Source organism: Stenotrophomonas sp. 01N47 (assembly GCF_056399165.1).
Map to the genome: position 1 here is coordinate 286,462 of NZ_JBFTQU010000004.1, position 19,102 is coordinate 305,563.

Genomic DNA, 19,102 nt, shown 5'->3' on the forward strand with positions numbered 1-19,102 from the left:
GGAAACCATCACGGCCCCGGCACCATCTTCTTCTGCCGCGCCTTGAAGCCGTTGAACAGGGGTGCGATCAGCGGGTTGTAGCTCCACGCGATGCGCTTGCGCAGCCAGCTTGCCGGCCGGTTGCGGATGGCGAAGCGGTAGATGCGCTCGGGATCGCCGCCAACCACGTTGCGTCCGAACGGATGGGTGGTATGCAGGTAGCGGAACCCCTGCTCACGTGCCACTTCGATGTAGTCCTGGTCGAAATCACCGTACGGCCAGCACAGCGTGTCCGACACCTCGCCCAGCTTCTCCAGCAGCACTTCCTTGGCCTTGGACAGATCGCCACTGATGCCGGCACGGCGCTGGGCGCGATCCAGGTCCTGGCGGCGCAGCCAGCGCGTGTGGGTGTGGGTATGGCAATGGATCTCGAAGGTGCCCGCCTCGATGGCCGCACGTGCTTCGCTCCAGCGCATCATCACCTCATCGCTGCGGCCCTGCTTGTAGATCAGGTCTTCGCAGGCGCGATGCTCGGGCGTTTCCGGCAGCGTGGCACCGGCGATGCCGGCATGCGGGCGTATCGGCCCCTCGTGCATCCAGCCGGTCACCACGAACACCACCGCGTGCATGCCGTACTTCTGCAGGATCGGATGGGCGTAAACCCAGTTGTCCAGGTAGCCATCATCAAAGGTGATCACGATCGACTTGCGCGGCACCGGCTTGCCGGCCAGGAAGCCGGCGTACTGGTCCAGCGTCAAGGACGTCCAGCCGGTGCGCGCCAGCCAGGCGATCTGGCTCTCGAAATTCTCCGGCGACACCGTGATCATGCCGGGCGAGTTGCTGACGTGATGATGCATCAGCACCGGTACGGTTCTGGCATTAGCCATGACCCAGCTCCTTCATCCATTGGTGGTAGTAGTGTTCGGTGGCTTCAGCGTGGCCTTCGGGGCTGAAACGCTTGGCGCTGCAGATCCACTCCCAGCCGGAACGACCCATCTGTCGGCGGCGTTCGGGATCGTCCACCAGCAGCCGCAGCGCGCCGGTGAGCGCGGAATTGTCGCCAAGCCGGGTGAGGATGGCATTGCTGCCTTCCACCAGCATTTCGGGCACACCGCCGACCCGATGCGACACGATCGGCAGGCCCGCCTGCGCCGCTTCCAGGAACACCGTGCCCGATGCTTCCTTGTGTGTGGCCAGGGCGAAGATGTCGAAGCCGGGCATCAGCTGGCTGGCATCGCTGCGGAAGCCCAGCAGATGAACCTGGCGCTGCAGATCGTGTTCGGCGCAGGTGGCCTGCAGGCGCTGCATCACGGCCTGGCCATCGCCGACCACCACCAGATGCAGGCGGGGGTTGGCCTTGCACAGCGGCACCATGGCCTGCAGCAGTTCGGCGTGGCCCTTGGGTTCGCGCAGCACTGCCACGCAGCCTACGACGATGTCCTGTTCCTCGAATCCGAGCTCGGCGCGCACGCGTGCGCGCGTCTCCTGCAACTGCTGCCAGGAGGGCTCATGCGTGGTGTCGGTTGGCGGAACCGCCATCGGCGGCACGATGCCGATGTGCTCGGCGGGAATTCCGCGGTCCGCCAGCAGTTGCTTGACGAAGTTGCTCACCGTGATGACCCGGTGGGGCAGGCCGGTGTAGGTCAGCAGCGAATTCACCGGGCTCATCAGGTGGCGCGAGCGCACCACCAGCGGTGTGCCGCCCAGGCGTGCGCCCGCGGCGGCAATCAATGCGTCGCGACGGCTGGTGGTGTTGACCACGTCGTAGCGCTCGCGGCGGACCAGCCGTGACACCGACCAGATGCCGCGCAGCAACCGGGCCATGCCACCCATCCGCAGCGTATGCACGGTGAAGCCATCGTCGCGGGCGCGCATGGCCAGGCGCGCGTCCGGTTGGCACAGCAGGGCGACATGATGGCCGCGCGCGCGCATCACCTGCATGTGGCGGAAAATGTAGATCTCCTGCCCGCCCATGCCTTTGGCGGCTTCGGTATGCAGGATGCGCAGCGGACGGTTCATGCGTGGATCGGTCCTTGGATTCAGCGGTTGCGGAAGCGGGTCAGCGCTTCCCATGCCGCGCGGATGCTGGCGGCGTCGGGGGTCTGTTGCGGCAACGGGCGGTAGCGCGCATCGAGCGCGGTGGCGTTGCCGAATTTGTCGAACACGTAGATCGCCTCGCCATTGCGTACCGCGCGCTGCGACCAGCTTTCCACCACCAGCGCACGCTTGCCGGTCGGTGCCGCCAGCAGGTCATGGCCGGTGCTGTAGTCGGTCAATGCGTTCTCGCAACCCAGCCCGTGGCGCATCAGTGTGGGTACCCAGTCTTCATGCGAGCTGACGCGTGCGTCGCGGCCGCCCTCCTGGCCAGGCCAATGCAGCACGAAGGGCACCTGCAACTGGTAGTTGGAGAAATTGCCGTTGTGGCCCCAGTAGTTGAGCTTGAGGTCGTTGAATTCCTCGGCGTGGTCGCCGGTCACCAGCACGATCGTGTTCTGCTCCAGACCCTGTGCGCGCAGGTCATCCAGCAGCGATCCAATCAGGCTGTCGGCGTAATGCACCGCGGTGTGGTAGCGGTTCAACTCCGGCGTTGGATCGTGCCCGGGGCCGAACTTGAGGAAATCGATGGCATCGGCCATCGGCGTGGCGAGCGGCGGATAGCCGGCCGGCATGTGGTAGGGCGCGTGGGTGGAATCGAGGAACACGAAACCGAACCACGGGCGCTGTGCAGCCTGGCTGGCGCGGATGTCCTTCTGCAGTCCAGCGACGATGGCGGCATCGCGGCCATCGGAGGTCAGTTCGGACGGCCCCTGGTGCAGCTGGTCGCGGACATCGGCGAACGCGGTGCGATCGAACTCCGGGCTGTACAGCGGCGCGCTGCCATACAGGTGCAGGTCATAGCCCTGCTGTCCCAGTACCTTGAACAGCTGCGAGCCGCGCTGCTCGTCGAGCATGCTCGGCCAATAGCCACCCGGCAGGCCGTACAGCAGCCCGAACAGACCATAACGGGTGGCGTTGCCGGTGCTGAAATGATGCTCGTACACCCGCGAGGACCGGGCCAGCGCCGAGGCGTTGGGCATGAACTGCGGGGTGAGCACGTCATGGCGCAACGACTCCAGTACCACCATCAGCACGTTCGGCCGCTGGTGGCTCTGGCAGCGCAGGGGTTGCAACGGATAATTCAGCTGGGCATGGCGCGGATCGGGCAGGCCGACCTGGTGCTGGCTGACCACGCCGAAGCGACGCATCGCGCTCTTGGCGGTGATCGGCTGCGCCCATGGCAGGTAGTTCCATTGGCTGATCACTGCGCGTTCGCCGAGCGCGTCGTAGTAGGCAGTGGCGACCTGGCCGCCGCCCATCAGCAGGGCAACCACCGCCCAGGCCTGCAGTACCCGCCGCCGGCGCGGCGCTGCGGGCAGCAGCTTCCAGCACGCCCAGGCCAGCAGGCCCTGCGCGGCGAAGATTGCCGACACCAGAGCCGTCACCTGCAGCCAGGTCTTCCAGGACAGGCTCACCTGATCCTGCAGGGCGCCGCCGAACACCATGTTGGCGACCATCGCGTTGAGGTGGAAGCGATACAGCGCGAAGACCTTGGCATCCACCAGCAGCAGGCACAGCCACAGACCCTGGCAGATCACCGCCGAGACGCTCAACGCGCGCGCGCTGCGCGGCCACAGGCCGATGGCCAGTGGTAGCAGGCCGGCCAGTGCACCGAACGCGAGCAGGTGGCCTGGCAGGGCGAACGCCAGGTAGGCCAGGCCGAGTGTGCCGCCAGGGTTGTCGCGCAGCGGCACGTTGCCCAGCGCGATGAACGCGGCAAGCACCGCGTTGGCCGCGATGAACAGCGACCACCAAGCCAGCCTGCGCCAGCGTCGGGCGGGCCCGGGAAGAACGGCGGCGGTGGCGTCGGGCAGAGCGGCGTCCATGGGAGAGGCGGGTTCAAGTGGGCAGCAAGGGCGTTTCCCGGCGTGACGAAGTCGTTAAACCGCGCGCGGGTGGCGCATTGTATCGGTTTGTTTCAGTGTGTCGGTGGCATGCCCCGATCTATCTGTCACAATGTTCAGATCGGTCGCCATGACATGGCGGGCCCGTACCGACTCAACGACAAGCCAGGAACCGCTGTGAGCCAGATCCCCACCCTCGACATCACCCGTTTCGACAGTGACCGCGACGCCTTCGTGGCCGAGCTGGGGGCGGCGTACCGCCAATGGGGATTCGCGGGTATCCGCAACCACGGCATCCCGCAGGCCGACATCGACGCGGCCTACGACGTCTTCAAGGCCTTCTTCGCACTGCCTGATGAGACCAAGCGCAAGTACCACGTGGCAGGCAGCGGCGGCGCCCGTGGCTATACCCCGTTCGGTGTGGAGACCGCCAAGGGCTCCAAGCACTTCGACCTGAAGGAGTTCTGGCACATCGGCCGCGAGATCGCCGACGACTCCAAGTACCGGGAAGTGATGGCGCCGAACCTGTGGCCGTCCGAGGTCGAGGGTTTCCGCGAGCGCGGTTACGGCCTGTACCAGGCGTTGGACAACCTCGGTTCGCGCGTGCTTTCGGCCCTGGCCCTGCACATCGGCCTGCCGGAGCACTTCTTCGCCGACAAGACCAATTTCGGCAATTCGATCCTGCGCCCGATCCATTACCCGCCGATCACCACCGACGACATTCCGAACGTGCGTGCCGGTGCGCATGGCGACATCAACTTCATCACGCTGCTGGTCGGTGCCAGCGCGGCGGGCCTGGAAGTGCAGTCGCATGACGGGGACTGGGTGCCGTTCACCTCGGACGCGGACACCATCGTGGTCAACATCGGCGACATGCTGCAGCGCCTGACCAACCACGTGTATCCGTCGACCATCCACCGGGTGGTCAATCCCCCGGGTGAGCTGGCCCGCCAGCCGCGCTATTCGGTGCCGTTCTTCCTGCACCCGAACCCGGACTTCCTGATCGACGTGCTGCCCTCGTGCATCACCGAGGAAAACCCGAGCCGGTACCCGGAGCCGATCACCGCGCACGGCTTCCTCGAAGAGCGCTTGCGCGAGATCAAGCTGAAGTAATGAGAAGGCCGCCGAAAGGCGGCCTTTTTCTTTGCAGGGTTGCACCCTGCACCCGCAGAGGCCGGAGCCAAAGCCAAAGCGGTTCTGGAATGTTCCGTGAGGAGGCGGGGAGGTGTCGGATGGCGGGGACGCCGTAAACCCATCCATGGGGGCTTGGCCGCGGCATCCATGCCGCGGACACCCCGCCATCCGACACCTCCCCGCCTTCGACAGCTCCCTGCGGCTGTTGGTAGGTGTCGACCTTGGTCGACACGATCTATCCAGGTCATGCGTGGATGAGATCTGTCAGATCTCGAAGCAGGGGAGGGGGCCAAAGCTCCGCTTTCGCTTTTGCTTTTGATCTTCTTTTTTCTTTCCGTGGCGGGCGGACCGCCGCAATGTGTCATGGGCCGGGCGGGTGGGGCTGGCGAGGGTGTCCGCGGCATGGATGCCGCGGACAAGCCCCCAGGGATGGGTTCACGGCGTCCCTCGCCGGTCCCGCCCGCCCGGCCAACCCCACAAATCCAGCCGGGGCTCTCCGCGACCAACCCCCAACCCCCGCCACGAGGGGCTGCGCCGTTGGCTGAAAATCCATGTAACCGCTTACACGGAAACGGTTTTTTGCCGCAGCAGGTATCATGGGCGGCTGAGTTCACACAGGAGCCACCCGCTCATGCGCCGCAAGATCGTCGCTGGAAACTGGAAGCTGCACGGCAGCCGTCAATTCGCCACCGAACTGCTGGGGCAGGTCGCTGCCGGGCTGCCCAAGAGCGGGGTGGAGGTGGTCATCCTGCCGCCGATGCCCTATCTGGGTGAGCTGGTCGAAGACTTCGGCGAGACCGGCTTGGTCTTTGGCGCACAGGACGTCAGCAGCAACGAGAAGGGCGCCTACACCGGTGAGGTCTGTGCGGCCATGCTGCACGAGGTGGGTGCCCGCTATGGTCTGGTCGGCCACTCCGAGCGCCGCCAGTACCACAACGAGAGCAGCGAACTGGTCGCGCGCAAGTTCGCCGCCGCCCTGCATGCCGGCCTGGTGCCGGTACTCTGCGTCGGTGAAACCCTTGAGCAGCGCGAGGCCGGGCAGACCGAGGCGGTCATCGCCAGCCAGCTGGCCCCGGTGCTCGAGCTTGTCGGGGCCGCAGGCTTCGCCAATGCCGTGGTCGCCTACGAGCCGGTCTGGGCGATCGGAACCGGCCGCACCGCAACCAAGGAGCAGGCGCAGCAGGTGCACGCGTTCATTCGTGGCGAAGTCGCGCGCATCGATGCTAGAATTGCTGATTCACTGCCCATTGTTTACGGCGGTAGCGTGAAGCCCGACAATGCCGGGGAACTGTTCGCGCAGCCGGATGTCGATGGTGGGCTGGTTGGTGGTGCCTCCCTGGTGGCCGCCGACTTCCTGGCCATCGCAGAGGCGGCGGCAAACAATTAGTTACGGTTGCCGGCTAGCCGCCGGCACTCTAGTCCGAGGGCGGATTTCCAATGCTGATGTTGATCCTCAATGTCGTCTACGTGCTGGTTGCCGTAGCCATGGTCGCGCTGATCCTGATGCAGCGTGGCTCGGGTGCGGCGGCAGGTTCGGGCTTTGGCGCTGGCGCCTCGGGGACCGTGTTCGGTGCGCGTGGCGCGTCCAACTTCCTGTCCAAGTCGACCAAGTGGCTGGCCGTGGTGTTCTTCGGCATCAGCCTCTTCATGGCCTGGTATGCCGGCCATGGCAACCGCCCGGCCGCCGATCAGGATCTGGGTCTGATGTCCGCCCCGGCGGCCAGCGCTCCGGCCGCTCCGGCGGGCGAATTGCCGGCCGTTCCGAAGGCCGATGCGGTCCCGGCCGCCCCGGTTCCGGCCGCAACTGTGCCGGCTCAGGCGGAATCTTCGGTTTCTGGTGAAGAAAAGCCTTCGGAAGGCTCCCAGAAAGACTGAAGCCGGTTACAATACGCGGCGCATCGGGAAGATAGTCTGATGTGATCGTTTGCCCAGGTGGCGGAATTGGTAGACGCACTACCTTGAGGTGGTAGCGACTTAGGTCGTAGGGGTTCGAGTCCCCTCTTGGGCACCATTTAGTAAGTAAAGCGGGTTGGTCTGGCGCGCAAGGCGCCAGGCAGCTTCCCGTCCACTCCCCCATGCCAAAGCGCCTGCAGGCGCAGCGGCAGAGGCAAGAGAGAATCGCTGTGCTGGCCGAATATTTGCCGTCTCTGCTGTTTCTGATCGTTGCCACCGGTATCGGCATTACGCTGATGCTGGTTGGTCGATTCCTCGGTCCCCGCCGCCCCGATCTGGAAAAGCTGTCGCCGTACGAGTGCGGCTTCGAAGCCTTCGAAGACGCGCGTATGAAGTTCGACGTGCGCTACTACCTGATCGCGATCCAGTTCATCGTCTTCGACCTGGAAATCATCTTCATCGTGCCGTGGACGCAGGTCTTCATGGAGCTTGGCGCGCGTTCGCTCGTCACCATGGGTCTGTTCGTCGGCATGCTGTTCCTCGGTTTCATCTATGTCTGGAAGAAGGGAGCGCTGGAATGGGAGTGATTCAGACTCTCGATGGCCTGATGACCAATCCTGTCCCGGAAGGGCGGGTTGACGACATCCTGCGGCCGGAAGGCGACAACCCGCTGCTGGAAAAGGGCTTTGTCACCACCAGCGTCGATGCGCTGCTGAACTGGGCACGCACCGGCTCGATGTGGCCCATGACCTTCGGTCTGGCCTGCTGTGCGGTCGAAATGATGCACGCAGGTGCGGCGCGCCTGGACCTTGACCGCTACGGTGTGGTGTTCCGCCCGTCGCCGCGCCAGTCCGACGTGATGATCGTCGCCGGCACCCTGGTCAACAAGATGGCCCCGGCGCTGCGCAAGGTCTATGACCAGATGCCCGACCCCAAGTGGGTGATCTCCATGGGCAGCTGCGCCAATGGCGGTGGTTACTACCACTATTCCTATTCTGTGGTGCGCGGCTGTGATCGCGTGGTGCCGGTGGACGTCTACGTCCCGGGCTGCCCGCCGACCGCCGAGGCGCTGGTGTACGGGATCCTGCAGCTGCAGAAGAAGATCTGGCGTACACAGACCATCGCCCGCTGACCCCTTCACCTGACAAGAGCGCGCCAAGCCCCCATGGCAGAGCAAGCATCCTTCATCGACCGACTCTCCGCACGTTTCGCTGGTGCGAAGGTCATCGTGGTCGAACCCCGCGGCGAAGTGACGCTGGAAGTGCCTGCCGCTGAGTGGCACGCCACCGCCCTCGCGCTGCGTGACGAGTTTGGTTTCGAGCAGGCCGTGGACCTCTGCGGCGTCGATTACCTCGGTTATGGCTCCGACGAGTGGGACACCGCCGACGTGTCCTCGCAGGGCTTCAGCCGCGGTGTCGAGGGCAAGGCCCAGGGCCGCTTCGCCTGGGGCGAATTCCCCAGCGAAGAGAGCGCCGACGGTGCCCGTCCGCAGCACATGCCGACCCAGCGCTTTGCCGTGGTCGCACAGCTGCGTTCGTACCAGCACAACCTGATGATCCACCTGCGCTGCTTCGCGCCTGACGAAGCGCTGCCGGTGGTGTCCTCGCTGACCAGCATCTGGCCGGGGCTGAACTGGTTCGAGCGCGAAGCGTTCGATCTGTATGGCGTGATCTTCGAAGGTCACCCGGACCTGCGCCGGATCCTGACCGACTACGGTTTCGTCGGTCATCCGTTCCGCAAGGACTTCCCGCTGATCGGCAACGTCGAAGTCCGCTACGACGAAGAAAAGAAGCGTGTCATCTACGAACCGGTCACCTCGGTGGAGCCGCGCGTCGGCGTGCCGCGCGTGATCCGCGACGACGCCCGCCTGCAGACCGCTGCCGGCGAGCGCTCGCAGGAGGCAGTGAAGTGAGTCACGTACACCAGGCCGGCGAAGCATTCGCCAGCAACGCTGCCGAAAGCCGGCAGGAAATCCGCAACTACACCATGAACTTCGGCCCGCAGCATCCGGCCGCGCACGGTGTGCTGCGACTGATCCTCGAGATGGACGGCGAGACCATCATGCGTGCCGACCCGCACGTGGGTCTGCTGCACCGGGGCACCGAGAAGCTGGCCGAATCCAAGCCCTTCAACCAGTCGATCGGCTACATGGATCGCCTGGATTACGTGTCGATGATGTGCAACGAGCACGCCTACGTGCGCTCGATCGAGACCCTGATGGGCATCGAGGCGCCGGAGCGCGCGCAGTACATCCGCACGATGTTCGACGAGATCACCCGCATCCTGAACCACTTGATGTGGCTGGGTTCCAACGCGCTCGATCTGGGTGCGATGGCGGTGATGCTGTACGCCTTCCGCGAGCGCGAAGAGCTGATGGACTGCTACGAAGCGGTCTCCGGCGCGCGCATGCACGCGGCGTACTACCGTCCGGGCGGCGTCTACCGCGACCTGCCGGACCACATGCCGAAGTACAAGGAATCGCGCTGGCACAAGGGCAAGGCCCTGAAGAACCTCAACGCCTCGCGCGAAGGTTCGCTGCTGGACTTCCTGGAGAACTTCACCAATGAGTTCCCGGGTCGTGTCGACGAATACGAGACCCTGCTGACCGACAACCGTATCTGGAAGCAGCGTACCGTCGGCATCGGCGTGGTCACCCCGGAGCTGGCCCACCAGTGGGGCATGACCGGCGTTATGCTGCGTGGCTCGGGCGTCGCCTGGGATCTGCGCAAGAAGCGCCCCTATGCGAAGTACGATGCCGTCGATTTCGACATCCCGCTGGGCAAGGAAGGCGATTGCTACGATCGCTACCTGTGCCGCGTTGCCGAAATGCGCGAGTCCAACCGCATCATCAAGCAATGCGTGGCATGGCTGAAGGCCAACCCCGGCCCGGTCATGGTCAAGAACTTCAAGGTCGCTCCGCCCAAGCGCGAGGACATGAAGGACGACATGGAAGCGCTGATCCATCACTTCAAGCTGTTCAGTGAAGGCTATTGCGTGCCGGCCGGCGAGACCTACGCCGCGGTTGAAGCGCCCAAGGGCGAATTCGGCTGCTACCTGGTTTCCGACGGCGCCAACAAGCCGTTCCGCGTACACCTTCGTGCGCCGGGCTTTGCCCACCTGTCCTCGATCGATTCGATCGTGCGCGGCCACATGCTGGCCGACGTGGTGGCGATGATCGGTACCTACGATCTGGTGTTCGGCGAGGTTGACCGGTAATGCCGTCCGCCACGCCAACGCCCGCTGCAGGCAGCCGGCGCAAGCCGGCGCCGCAGTTTCTGCAATTTCACGTTATGCATTTCGCTGAGGTCGGCCGATGAAGGCGACAGGTAATTTCGAGGCGGCGCGCGACGTCGACCCGATGGTGGTGTTGAGCGACAAAACCCGCGCTCACATCGATCACTGGCTGTCCAAGTTCCCGCCGGACCGCAAGCGCTCTGCCGTGCTGCAGGGTCTGCATGCTGCCCAGGAGCAGAACCAGGGCTGGCTGACCGACGAGCTGATCGCCGGCGTGGCCAAGTACCTGGACCTGCCGCCGGTGTGGGCCTACGAGGTTGCCAGCTTCTACTCGATGTTCGAGACCGAGAAGGTGGGCCGCAACAACGTGGCCATCTGCACGAACATCAGCTGCTGGCTCAATGGCGCCGAAGACATCGTGCGCCATTGCGAGAAGAAGCTGGGCATCAAGAACGGTCAGTCGACCGCTGACGGCCGCGTCTACCTCAAGCGCGAGGAAGAGTGCCTGGCCGGCTGCGCGGGTGCACCGATGATGGTCATCAATGGTCACTACCATGAGCGTCTGACCCTGGAAAAGGTCGACGAGCTTCTGGACGGGCTGGAGTAAGGGCATGGCACATCACCACGAATCCAAGGGTCCGGTCGGCCCCGCGCCGCTGCCGCACCAGGTGGTCTACACCACCCTGCATTACGACACCCCGTGGTCGTACGAAAGCTATCTGAAGACCGGTGGCTACGCTGCCCTGCGCAAGATCCTCGAAGAGAAGATCCCGCCGGAGCAGGTCATCGAGATGGTCAAGGCCTCGGGCCTGCGCGGCCGCGGCGGCGCCGGTTTCCCGACCGGCCTGAAGTGGTCCTTCATGCCCAAGGGCAACGTGCAGAAGTACATCCTCTGCAACTCGGATGAATCCGAGCCGGGCACCTGCAAGGATCGCGACATCCTGCGCTACAACCCGCATTCGGTGGTCGAAGGCATGGCGATTGCCTGCTACGCCACCGGTTCGACCGTGGGCTACAACTACCTGCGCGGTGAATTCCACCACGAGCCGTTCGAGCACTTCGAGCAGGCCCTGGCCGATGCCTATGCAAACGGCTGGCTGGGCAAGAACGTGCTGGGCTCGGGCGTGGATATCGACATCTACGGCGCCCTGGGTGCCGGCGCCTACATCTGCGGCGAAGAAACCGCGCTGATGGAATCGCTGGAAGGCAAGAAGGGCCAGCCGCGCTACAAGCCGCCGTTCCCGGCCAATTTCGGTCTGTATGGCAAGCCGTCGACGATCAACAACACCGAGACCTACGGTTCGGTGCCGGCGATCATCCGCAATGGTCCGGAATGGTTCAAGGGCCTGAGCCTGACCGCCAATGGCGGCCCGAAGTGCTTCTCGGTGTCCGGCTGCGTGCAGAAGGGCGGCAACTTCGAAGTGCCGCTCGGTACCACCTTCGACGACCTGCTGGAAATGGCCGGCGGCCTCAAGCCGGGTCGCAAGCTCAAGGGCGCGATCCCGGGCGGCGTGTCCATGCCGGTGCTGACCGCGGCCGAGCTGAAGGGCCTGCCGATGGACTACGACACCATCCGTGCGCTGGGCTCCGGCCTGGGCTCCGGTGCGGTCGTGGTGCTGGATGACAGCGTCTGCTGCGTCAAGTTCGCCTGCCGCATCAGCCAGTTCTTCCACAAGGAATCCTGTGGCCAGTGCACCCCGTGCCGCGAAGGTACCGGCTGGATGCACCGCGTGCTGGAGCGCATCGTCGCCGGCAAGGCCACGATGGAAGACCTGCACCAGTTGAAGACCGTGGCCGGCCAGATCGAAGGCCATACCATCTGTGCGTTCGGCGAAGCGGCGGCATGGCCCATCCAGGGCTTCCTGCGCCAGTTCTGGGACGAATTCGAGTACTACATCGTCAACGGTCATTCGATGGTTGACGGCAAGAAGGTGGAGGCAGCCGCTGCATGAGCGCGCAACCCATAAATCCCAGCGTGCCACCGGACCACGTCACCATCGAGATCGATGGCAAGTCGCTGGTCGTGCCCAAGGGTTCGATGATCATCCAGGCCGCCGACAAGGCGGGCATTTCGATTCCGCGCTTCTGCTACCACGAGAAGCTGCCGATCGCTGCCAACTGCCGCATGTGCCTGGTGGATGTGGAAAAGTCGCCGAAGCCGGCACCGGCCTGCGCCACGCCGGTGATGGAAGGCATGAAGGTCGCCACCCGCAGTGAAAAGGCGCTGAAGTTCCAGCGCTCGGTGATGGAGTTCCTGCTGATCAACCACCCGCTGGATTGCCCGATCTGCGATCAGGGCGGCGAGTGCGAACTGCAGGACGTGTCGCTGGGCTACGGCCGTTCGGTCAGCCGCTTCAACGAGCGCAAGCGCGTGGTGGCCGACGAGGACATGGGCCCGCTGGTCGCCACCGAGATGACCCGCTGCATCCAGTGCACCCGCTGCGTCCGCTTCACCGCCGACGTTGCCGGTACCTATGAACTGGGTGGCATGTACCGCGGTGAAAACCTGCAGATCGGCACCTACGACGGCAAGCCGCTGACCACCGAGCTTTCGGGCAACGTGGTCGACGTGTGCCCGGTCGGCGCGCTGACCAACAAGGTGTTCCAGTTCCGTGCCCGTCCTTGGGAACTGACCGCGCGCGAATCGCTGGGCTACCACGACGCGATGGGCTCGAACCTGTTCCTGCACGTGCGTCGCGGCGAAGTGCTGCGTACCGTCCCGCGCGACAACGAGGCGGTCAACGAGTGCTGGCTGTCCGATCGTGACCGTTATTCGCACCAGGGCCTGTACAGCGAAGACCGTGCGGTCAAGCCGCTGCGCAAGGTCAATGGCGAGTGGAAGGAAGTGAGCTGGGCTGAAGGCCTGGCCGCGGCCGCCGAGATCCTCAAGGCAAACCAGGGCGACAACCTGGGCGTGCTGGTGCACCCGTCGACGTCGAACGAAGAGGGCGCACTGCTGGCCCGCCTGGCCACCGGCCTGGGTTCGAGCAACATCGACCACCGCATCAACAACCGCGACTTCTCCGACGCCGCCACTGCCGAAGTGTTCGGCCTGCCGTTGGCCGAGATCGAAGGCGCGGACCGCATCGTCGTGCTGGGCAGCAACATCCGCCACGAGCTGCCGTTGCTGCACGCCCGCCTGCGCAAGGCGCAGACCCAGAACGGCGCGAAGATCCACGTGGTCAACCCGGTCGACTTCGACTTCGCGTTCAGCGTTGCCGGCAAGCAGATCGTGGCGCCGTCGAAGTTCGCCGATGCGCTGGCCAACGCCGAGCTGCGTTCGGCGGTGCAGGGTGGTACCAATACCGTGCTGATCGTCGGTGGCATCGCCGAGAACCATCCGCAGGCTGCCGCGATCCGCGCCGCTGCGCGTGATTTCGCCGCCGCCACCGGTGCCAAGCTGTGCCGTATCCCGCAGGGCGCCAACGCGATCGGCCTGAGCCGCGCCGGCGTGCTGCCGGCCGGCAAGGACGTGGCCGCGATGCTGGCCGATCCGCTCAAGGCCTACGTGGTCTACGGTCTGGAACCGGGCCTGGACTTCGCCGATGCTCCGGCCGCGCGCAAGGCGCTGGTCGGCGCACAGGTGGTGGCCTTCAGCCAGTTCGCCTGCGCCTCGACCCGCGACGTTGCCGACGTGATCCTGCCGATCGGTGCGCTGCCGGAAATCGATGCCACCCTGACCAACCTCGATGGTCGCGAGCAGTCGGCGCGTGCCGGCGGCAAGCTGCCGGGCGAGGCCCGCGAGGGCTGGCGCGTGCTGCGTGCACTCGGCGGTGAGCTGGCCGTGGCCGGTTTCGAGTTCATCGACCTGGCCGGCCTGCGCGCCAGCCTGGCACCGGTGAACGTGCAGGTGTCCGCTTCGGCACAGCCGGTGCAGGCGGGCGAGGGCATGGAAGTGGCCTCGACCGCTGCGATCTACCGCACCGATGCGGTGGTCCGTCGCGCCCCGGCGCTGCAGTCGCATCCGCTCAACAACGCCCCGCGCATCGTGCTCAACGCTGACGATGCCGCCCGCCTGCAGCTGCAGGAAGGGCAGATGGCCAAGGTCGGCACCGATGCCGGCAAGGCCACCCTGCCGGTGGTGGTCGACGCCCGCGTCGCTGCGGGTTCGGTCTGGATTGAATCGGGCCACGGCGCAACCGCGCCGCTGGGTGCCGCTCGTGTTTCGGTGGTGGCTGCATGAACGAATTGCTGATTAACGCGGTCGATCCGCTGCACCAGTGGCTGCTTGGCCTGGGTGACATCGGCGCGCTGATCTGGATCATCCTGAAGATCCTGGTGATCACCGTCCCGGTGATCGTCTCGGTGGCCTTCTACGTGGTCTGGGAACGCAAGCTGATCGGCTGGATGCACGTCCGCCACGGCCCGATGTACGTGGGCATGGGCATCTTCCAGGCCTTCGCCGACGTCTTCAAGCTGCTGTTCAAGGAAGTCCTGCAGCCCAGCAGCGCCAACAAGGCGATCTTCCTGCTGGCGCCGCTGATCACCCTGGCCCCGGCCTTTGCGGCGTGGTCGGTGGTGCCGTTCGACAACCAGCTGGTGCTGTCCAACGCCAACGCCGGTCTGCTGTACCTGCTGGCGATGACCTCGCTGGGCATCTACGGCGTGATCCTGGCCGGTTGGGCCTCCAACTCGAAGTACGCGTTCCTCGGTGCCATGCGCGCCTCGGCACAGATGATCAGCTACGAAATCGCGATGGGCTTTGCCCTGGTCGGCGTGATGATCGCTTCGGGCAGCCTCAACCTCAGCAACATCGTGGCGGCCCAGGCCGGCAGCTCCGGCTTCTTCGACTGGTTCCTGATCCCGCTGTTCCCGCTGTTCATCGTGTACTGGGTGTCCGGCGTCGCCGAAACCAACCGCGCGCCGTTCGACGTGGTGGAAGGCGAGTCGGAAATCGTCGCCGGCCACATGGTCGAGTACTCCGGCGGTGCGTTCGCACTGTTCTTCCTGGCCGAATACGCGAACATGATCCTGATCAGCTTCCTGATCTCGATCTTCTTCCTCGGCGGCTGGCTGAGCCCGATCCAGGGCTGGGTCAACCCGGGCGAGATCTCGCCGTTCATCGACTGGATCTGGAAGGGCGGCTGGCCGTGGCTGTTCGTCAAGGTCTTCTTCTTCGCCAGTGCCTACATCTGGTTCCGAGCAAGCTTCCCGCGCTTCCGCTATGACCAGATCATGCGCCTGGGCTGGAAGGTCTTCATCCCGCTGACCATTTTCTGGATCGCGGTTACCGCCGTCATGGTGTTCTTCGGCGTGATTCATAAGGGCGTCTAAGTGATGAACAGGATTACCCATTACTTCAAGAGCCTGCTGCTGCTCGAACTGCTGGCCGGTCTCTGGCTGACGCTGAAGTACAGCTTCAAGCCGAAGTACACGATGATGTACCCGATGGAGAAGTTCCCGCAGTCGCCGCGCTTCCGTGGCCTGCATGCCCTGCGCCGTTATCCCAACGGTGAAGAGCGCTGCATCGCCTGCAAGCTGTGCGAAGCGGTGTGCCCGGCATTGGCCATCACCATCGATTCGGCCAAGCGCGAGGACGGCACCCGCCGTACCACCCGCTACGACATCGATCTGTTCAAGTGCATCTTCTGCGGCTTCTGTGAGGAAAGCTGCCCGGTGGACTCGATCGTCGAGACCCACATCCTCGAGTACCACTTCGAGAATCGTGGCGAAAACATCGTTACCAAGCCGCAGCTGCTGGCCCTGGGCGACCGTCTCGAATCCGAGATCGCCGAGCGTCGTGCCGCCGATGCCGCTTACCGCTGAGGTCGAGAGATGGATTGGGTAAATATCGCTTTCTGGGTCTTCGCCATCGCGGCAACGGTTTCGGCCGCTGCGGTGATCAGCGTGCGCAACCCCGTGCATGCTGTCCTGTGCCTGGTGCTGACCTTTTTCTCCATCGCCTGCGTGTGGCTGCTGGTCGGCGCCGAGTTCCTCGGCGTGGCACTGGTACTGGTCTACGTTGGTGCGGTGATGGTGTTGTTCCTGTTCGTGGTGATGATGCTCGACATCGATCCGGACAAGCTGCGTGAAGGCTGGGTGCGCTACCTGCCGGTCGGCCTGATCGTGGCCGTGGCGATGCTGGTGCAGATGCTGATCCTGATCGGCGTGAAGGGCAGGACGGTCAACCCGTTCCCGGCCGACAACGCCGCCGCGCTCGCCGCCGACAGTTCCAACGTCACCTGGCTGGCACGCAGCCTGTTCACCGAGTACCTGCTGCCGTTCGAGTTCGCCGCCGTCATCCTGACCGTGGCCGTGGTCGCCGCGGTGATGCTGACCCTGCGCCGTCGTGAAGGCCTGAAGACGCAGAACCCGTCGCAGCAGACCATGGTCAAGGCGCACGACCGCCTGCGCGTGGTCAAGATGGACGCCGAGCAGCCGCAGATCCACAGCAACACCAAGCCGGTCGCGGGCGACGAGGAGACCAAGGCATGATCTCGATCACTCTGGGCCACATCCTGGCGCTGGGCGCGGTGCTGTTCTGCATCAGCCTCGCCGGCATCTTCCTCAACCGAAAGAACATCATCGTCCTGCTGATGTCCATTGAGTTGATGCTGCTGTCGGTCAACATCAATTTCGTCGGGTTCTCGCGGGAACTGGGGGACACGGCCGGCCAGCTGTTCGTGTTCTTCATCCTGACCGTGGCTGCTGCCGAGGCCGCCATCGGCCTGGCGATCCTGGTGACCCTGTTCCGTACACGCCGAACGATCAATGTCGGCGAAGTCGATTCGTTGAAGGGCTGATCCACAGATGGAAATCACTCTCTCCAAGAGTCTGTTGATCGCAGTGGTGCTTGCACCGCTGTTCGGCAGCATCATCGCCGGCCTGTTCGGTCGCCAGGTCAAGCGCTTCGGTGCGCAGACCATCACGATCCTCGGTGTCGCGGTTGCCTGCGGCCTGTCGATGCACACGCTCTACCAGCTGTTGTGGGGCGGGGCGCAGCCTTTCAACCAGAACCTGTACACGTTCTTCGAAGTCGGCCAGTACTCGGCCCACGTCGGTTTCATGGTCGACAAGCTGACCGCGATGATGATGGTGGTGGTGACCTTCGTGTCCCTGCTGGTCCACATCTACACGATCGGCTACATGCAGGACGATCCGGGCTACCAGCGGTTCTTCAGCTACATCTCGCTGTTCACCTTCTCGATGCTCACCCTGGTGATGAGCAACAACTTCCTGCAGCTTTTCTTCGGCTGGGAAGCAGTGGGCCTGGTGTCGTACCTGCTGATCGGCTTCTGGTTCAAGCGGCCGACCGCGATCTTCGCCAACATGAAGGCGTTCCTGGTCAACCGCGTCGGTGACTTCGGCTTCCTGCTGGGCATCGCCGGCGTGCTGTGGGTGTTCGGTACCCTGGACTACTCGCAGGTGTTCTCGCAGGCTGGCATGCTCGCCGACCCGCGCGCACAGCTGCAGATCTGGGACGGCACCATGTTCGGCATGCAGCTGCTGAACGAGCCGGTGATCTGGTCGATCGCCACCGTCATCTGCATCGGCCTGTTCATCGGTGCCATGGGCAAGTCGGCCCAGGTTCCGCTGCACGTCTGGCTGCCTGATTCGATGGAAGGCCCGACCCCGATCTCGGCACTGATCCACGCCGCGACGATGGTGACCGCCGGTATCTTCATGGTCACCCGCATGTCGCCGTTGTTCGAGCTGTCGCAGACCGCGTTGAACTTCATCCTGTTCATCGGTGCCACCACCGCGTTCTTCACCGGCCTGATCGGCATCGTGCAGAACGACATCAAGCGCGTCGTCGCGTACTCCACGCTGTCCCAGCTGGGTTACATGACCGTGGCGCTGGGTGTGTCGGCATACTCTGCTGCCGTGTTCCACCTGATGACCCACGCCTTCTTCAAGGCGCTGCTGTTCCTGGGTGCCGGCTCGGTCATCATCGCGATGCACCACGAGCAGGACATGCGCAAGATGGGCGGCCTGCGCAAGTACATGCCGATCACCTTCATCACCATGTGGATCGGTACCCTGGCGCTGGTCGGTACGCCGTTCTTCTCCGGCTTCTACTCGAAGGACACCATCATCGAGGCGGCCGAGATCCATGCTCACATGCAGAACAGCTGGGTGGCCACCTATGGCTACTGGGCGGTGCTGGGTGGCGTGCTGGTGACCAGTTTCTACAGCTTCCGCCTGCTGTTCCTGACCTTCCACGGCAAGGAACGCTTCCGCGACGCGCACGATGACCATGGTCATGGCCATGACGATCACCATGCTGCCGACGCCCACCACGCTGATGCGCATGACGACCACGGTCATGGCCACGGTCCGCATGAGCCGCATGAAACCCCGTGGGTGGTGACGCTGCCGCTGATCCTGCTGGCCATCCCGTCCATCGCCATCGGTTTCTTCAGCATCGGTCCGATGCTGCATGGCACCGACTGGGCCGGTCACCACGCCCATGCGGCGATCAAGGGCCAGGTCAACACGTTCTTCACCGGCATCGTCGATTTCTACGATCCGGCCAAGAACACCGTGGCCTTCCTGGGCGAAGAGTTCCATGGTCCGGTGGCGTTCGCGCTGCACGGCATGATGCTGCCGCCGTTCTGGCTGACCCTGGCAGGTTTCCTGCTGGCCGCGTTGTTCTACCTGTGGAAGCCGGACCTGTCGGGCAAGGCACGCAAGACCTTCGCCCCGGTGGTGTCCGTGCTGGAAAACAAGTACGGCTTCGACAAGCTGTGGATCGATGGCTTTGCCGGTGGCAGCGTCAAGCTGGGCAAGGTCTCGCGCTGGATCGACAGCAACATCGTCGACGGCGTGGTCAATCTCTCGGCACGTGTTGTGGACGTCGCAGCCAGCGTGCTGCGCCGTACCCAATCCGGTTTCCTCTATCACTACGCCTTCGCGATGATCATCGGCCTGATTGCCCTCCTGGGCGTGCTGATGCATTACCTGCGTTGATGACCTGTACG

General features: G+C 64.4%; 18 protein-coding genes and 1 tRNA gene. 16 read left to right on the top strand and 3 right to left on the bottom strand.

The genetic code is table 11. The features are described 5' to 3' along the window. Positions 1–8: 8 nt before the first annotated feature. From AC1DKR_RS09375 to AC1DKR_RS09385, 3 genes are read right to left on the bottom strand one after another with little or no spacing between them, the layout of a single operon-like run. The gene (locus AC1DKR_RS09375) at positions 9–866 is read right to left on the bottom strand and encodes a polysaccharide deacetylase family protein (RefSeq protein ID WP_312787077.1); all 858 of its coding nucleotides are present in this window, start codon (positions 864–866) and stop codon (positions 9–11) included. After that, positions 859–1,998, bottom strand: a complete 1,140-nt coding sequence (locus AC1DKR_RS09380) for a glycosyltransferase family 4 protein (protein ID WP_478032488.1) — start codon at positions 1,996–1,998, stop codon at positions 859–861. The genes AC1DKR_RS09375 and AC1DKR_RS09380 overlap by 8 nt, the downstream gene beginning before the upstream one ends. A gap of 20 nt (positions 1,999–2,018) precedes the next feature. Then, positions 2,019–3,902 (bottom strand): sulfatase-like hydrolase/transferase, encoded by a 1,884-nt coding sequence (locus AC1DKR_RS09385; protein ID WP_478032491.1) that lies wholly within the window; start codon positions 3,900–3,902, stop codon positions 2,019–2,021. 153 nt (positions 3,903–4,055) lie between these two features. Here AC1DKR_RS09385 and AC1DKR_RS09390 point away from each other — a divergent pair, with 153 nt between their 5' ends. The 16 genes from AC1DKR_RS09390 to nuoL all read left to right on the top strand — a co-directional run bounded on the left by AC1DKR_RS09390 (position 4,056) and on the right by nuoL (position 19,091). Then, positions 4,056–5,033, top strand: coding sequence for an isopenicillin N synthase family dioxygenase (locus AC1DKR_RS09390; RefSeq protein ID WP_394196652.1), 978 nt, complete (start codon positions 4,056–4,058; stop codon positions 5,031–5,033). A 652-nt stretch (positions 5,034–5,685) separates the two neighbouring features. Continuing rightward, on the top strand, positions 5,686–6,441 hold the full coding sequence (gene tpiA / locus AC1DKR_RS09395; RefSeq protein ID WP_478032495.1) for a triose-phosphate isomerase: 756 nt from the start codon (positions 5,686–5,688) through the stop codon (positions 6,439–6,441). A 50-nt stretch (positions 6,442–6,491) separates the two neighbouring features. Further along, positions 6,492–6,929 carry a preprotein translocase subunit SecG gene (secG, locus tag AC1DKR_RS09400; RefSeq protein WP_025876192.1) on the top strand — a complete coding sequence of 146 codons (438 nt, stop codon included), beginning with the start codon at positions 6,492–6,494 and terminating at the stop codon, positions 6,927–6,929. Between the two features lie 51 nt (positions 6,930–6,980). After that, positions 6,981–7,065, top strand: a tRNA-Leu gene (locus AC1DKR_RS09405). 112 nt (positions 7,066–7,177) lie between these two features. Continuing rightward, positions 7,178–7,534 carry an NADH-quinone oxidoreductase subunit A gene (locus tag AC1DKR_RS09410; protein ID WP_005414075.1) on the top strand — a complete coding sequence of 119 codons (357 nt, stop codon included), beginning with the start codon at positions 7,178–7,180 and terminating at the stop codon, positions 7,532–7,534. Next, a complete protein-coding gene (locus AC1DKR_RS09415) occupies positions 7,525–8,079 on the top strand; it encodes a NuoB/complex I 20 kDa subunit family protein (protein WP_025876198.1) in 555 nt (184 codons plus the stop codon). Before AC1DKR_RS09410 ends, AC1DKR_RS09415 begins: the two co-directional genes overlap by 10 nt. Positions 8,080–8,112: 33 nt before the next feature. After that, a complete protein-coding gene (locus AC1DKR_RS09420; RefSeq protein WP_312786960.1) occupies positions 8,113–8,859 on the top strand; it encodes an NADH-quinone oxidoreductase subunit C in 747 nt (248 codons plus the stop codon). Further along, the gene (locus AC1DKR_RS09425; RefSeq protein WP_025876202.1) at positions 8,856–10,163 is read left to right on the top strand and encodes an NADH-quinone oxidoreductase subunit D; all 1,308 of its coding nucleotides are present in this window, start codon (positions 8,856–8,858) and stop codon (positions 10,161–10,163) included. Before AC1DKR_RS09420 ends, AC1DKR_RS09425 begins: the two co-directional genes overlap by 4 nt. Positions 10,164–10,260: 97 nt before the next feature. Then, positions 10,261–10,788 (top strand): NADH-quinone oxidoreductase subunit NuoE, encoded by a 528-nt coding sequence (nuoE, locus tag AC1DKR_RS09430; RefSeq protein ID WP_025876204.1) that lies wholly within the window; start codon positions 10,261–10,263, stop codon positions 10,786–10,788. A 4-nt stretch (positions 10,789–10,792) separates the two neighbouring features. Next, a complete protein-coding gene (gene nuoF, locus AC1DKR_RS09435) occupies positions 10,793–12,133 on the top strand; it encodes an NADH-quinone oxidoreductase subunit NuoF (RefSeq protein WP_025876206.1) in 1,341 nt (446 codons plus the stop codon). After that, positions 12,130–14,364 (top strand): NADH-quinone oxidoreductase subunit NuoG, encoded by a 2,235-nt coding sequence (gene nuoG, locus AC1DKR_RS09440; protein WP_428705130.1) that lies wholly within the window; start codon positions 12,130–12,132, stop codon positions 14,362–14,364. Before nuoF ends, nuoG begins: the two co-directional genes overlap by 4 nt. After that, on the top strand, positions 14,361–15,455 hold the full coding sequence (nuoH, locus tag AC1DKR_RS09445; protein WP_478032499.1) for an NADH-quinone oxidoreductase subunit NuoH: 1,095 nt from the start codon (positions 14,361–14,363) through the stop codon (positions 15,453–15,455). The genes nuoG and nuoH overlap by 4 nt, the downstream gene beginning before the upstream one ends. A 3-nt stretch (positions 15,456–15,458) precedes the next feature. Beyond that, positions 15,459–15,947, top strand: coding sequence for an NADH-quinone oxidoreductase subunit NuoI (gene nuoI, locus AC1DKR_RS09450; protein WP_005417924.1), 489 nt, complete (start codon positions 15,459–15,461; stop codon positions 15,945–15,947). Positions 15,948–15,956: 9 nt separating this feature from the next. Next, the gene (locus tag AC1DKR_RS09455) at positions 15,957–16,616 is read left to right on the top strand and encodes an NADH-quinone oxidoreductase subunit J (protein WP_478032501.1); all 660 of its coding nucleotides are present in this window, start codon (positions 15,957–15,959) and stop codon (positions 16,614–16,616) included. Then, on the top strand, positions 16,613–16,924 hold the full coding sequence (nuoK, locus tag AC1DKR_RS09460) for an NADH-quinone oxidoreductase subunit NuoK (RefSeq protein WP_032951897.1): 312 nt from the start codon (positions 16,613–16,615) through the stop codon (positions 16,922–16,924). The genes AC1DKR_RS09455 and nuoK overlap by 4 nt, the downstream gene beginning before the upstream one ends. Before the next feature lie 7 nt (positions 16,925–16,931). Continuing rightward, positions 16,932–19,091 carry an NADH-quinone oxidoreductase subunit L gene (gene nuoL, locus AC1DKR_RS09465; RefSeq protein ID WP_140226410.1) on the top strand — a complete coding sequence of 720 codons (2,160 nt, stop codon included), beginning with the start codon at positions 16,932–16,934 and terminating at the stop codon, positions 19,089–19,091. The last annotated feature ends 11 nt before the right edge of the window (positions 19,092–19,102 follow it).

Coding starts and splice junctions, on each gene's coding strand:
- AC1DKR_RS09420 (WP_312786960.1), top strand. CDS start 8,113: ATGGCAGAGCAAGCATCCTTCATCGACCGACTCTCCGCACGTTTCGCT.
- nuoF (WP_025876206.1), top strand. CDS start 10,793: ATGGCACATCACCACGAATCCAAGGGTCCGGTCGGCCCCGCGCCGCTG.
- nuoH (WP_478032499.1), top strand. CDS start 14,361: ATGAACGAATTGCTGATTAACGCGGTCGATCCGCTGCACCAGTGGCTG.
- secG (WP_025876192.1), top strand. CDS start 6,492: ATGCTGATGTTGATCCTCAATGTCGTCTACGTGCTGGTTGCCGTAGCC.
- nuoE (WP_025876204.1), top strand. CDS start 10,261: ATGAAGGCGACAGGTAATTTCGAGGCGGCGCGCGACGTCGACCCGATG.
- nuoL (WP_140226410.1), top strand. CDS start 16,932: ATGGAAATCACTCTCTCCAAGAGTCTGTTGATCGCAGTGGTGCTTGCA.
- AC1DKR_RS09385 (WP_478032491.1), bottom strand. CDS start 3,902: ATGGACGCCGCTCTGCCCGACGCCACCGCCGCCGTTCTTCCCGGGCCC.
- AC1DKR_RS09415 (WP_025876198.1), top strand. CDS start 7,525: ATGGGAGTGATTCAGACTCTCGATGGCCTGATGACCAATCCTGTCCCG.
- nuoI (WP_005417924.1), top strand. CDS start 15,459: ATGAACAGGATTACCCATTACTTCAAGAGCCTGCTGCTGCTCGAACTG.
- tpiA (WP_478032495.1), top strand. CDS start 5,686: ATGCGCCGCAAGATCGTCGCTGGAAACTGGAAGCTGCACGGCAGCCGT.
- AC1DKR_RS09390 (WP_394196652.1), top strand. CDS start 4,056: ATGGCGGGCCCGTACCGACTCAACGACAAGCCAGGAACCGCTGTGAGC.
- AC1DKR_RS09375 (WP_312787077.1), bottom strand. CDS start 866: ATGGCTAATGCCAGAACCGTACCGGTGCTGATGCATCATCACGTCAGC.
- nuoK (WP_032951897.1), top strand. CDS start 16,613: ATGATCTCGATCACTCTGGGCCACATCCTGGCGCTGGGCGCGGTGCTG.
- AC1DKR_RS09455 (WP_478032501.1), top strand. CDS start 15,957: ATGGATTGGGTAAATATCGCTTTCTGGGTCTTCGCCATCGCGGCAACG.
- nuoG (WP_428705130.1), top strand. CDS start 12,130: ATGAGCGCGCAACCCATAAATCCCAGCGTGCCACCGGACCACGTCACC.
- AC1DKR_RS09380 (WP_478032488.1), bottom strand. CDS start 1,998: ATGAACCGTCCGCTGCGCATCCTGCATACCGAAGCCGCCAAAGGCATG.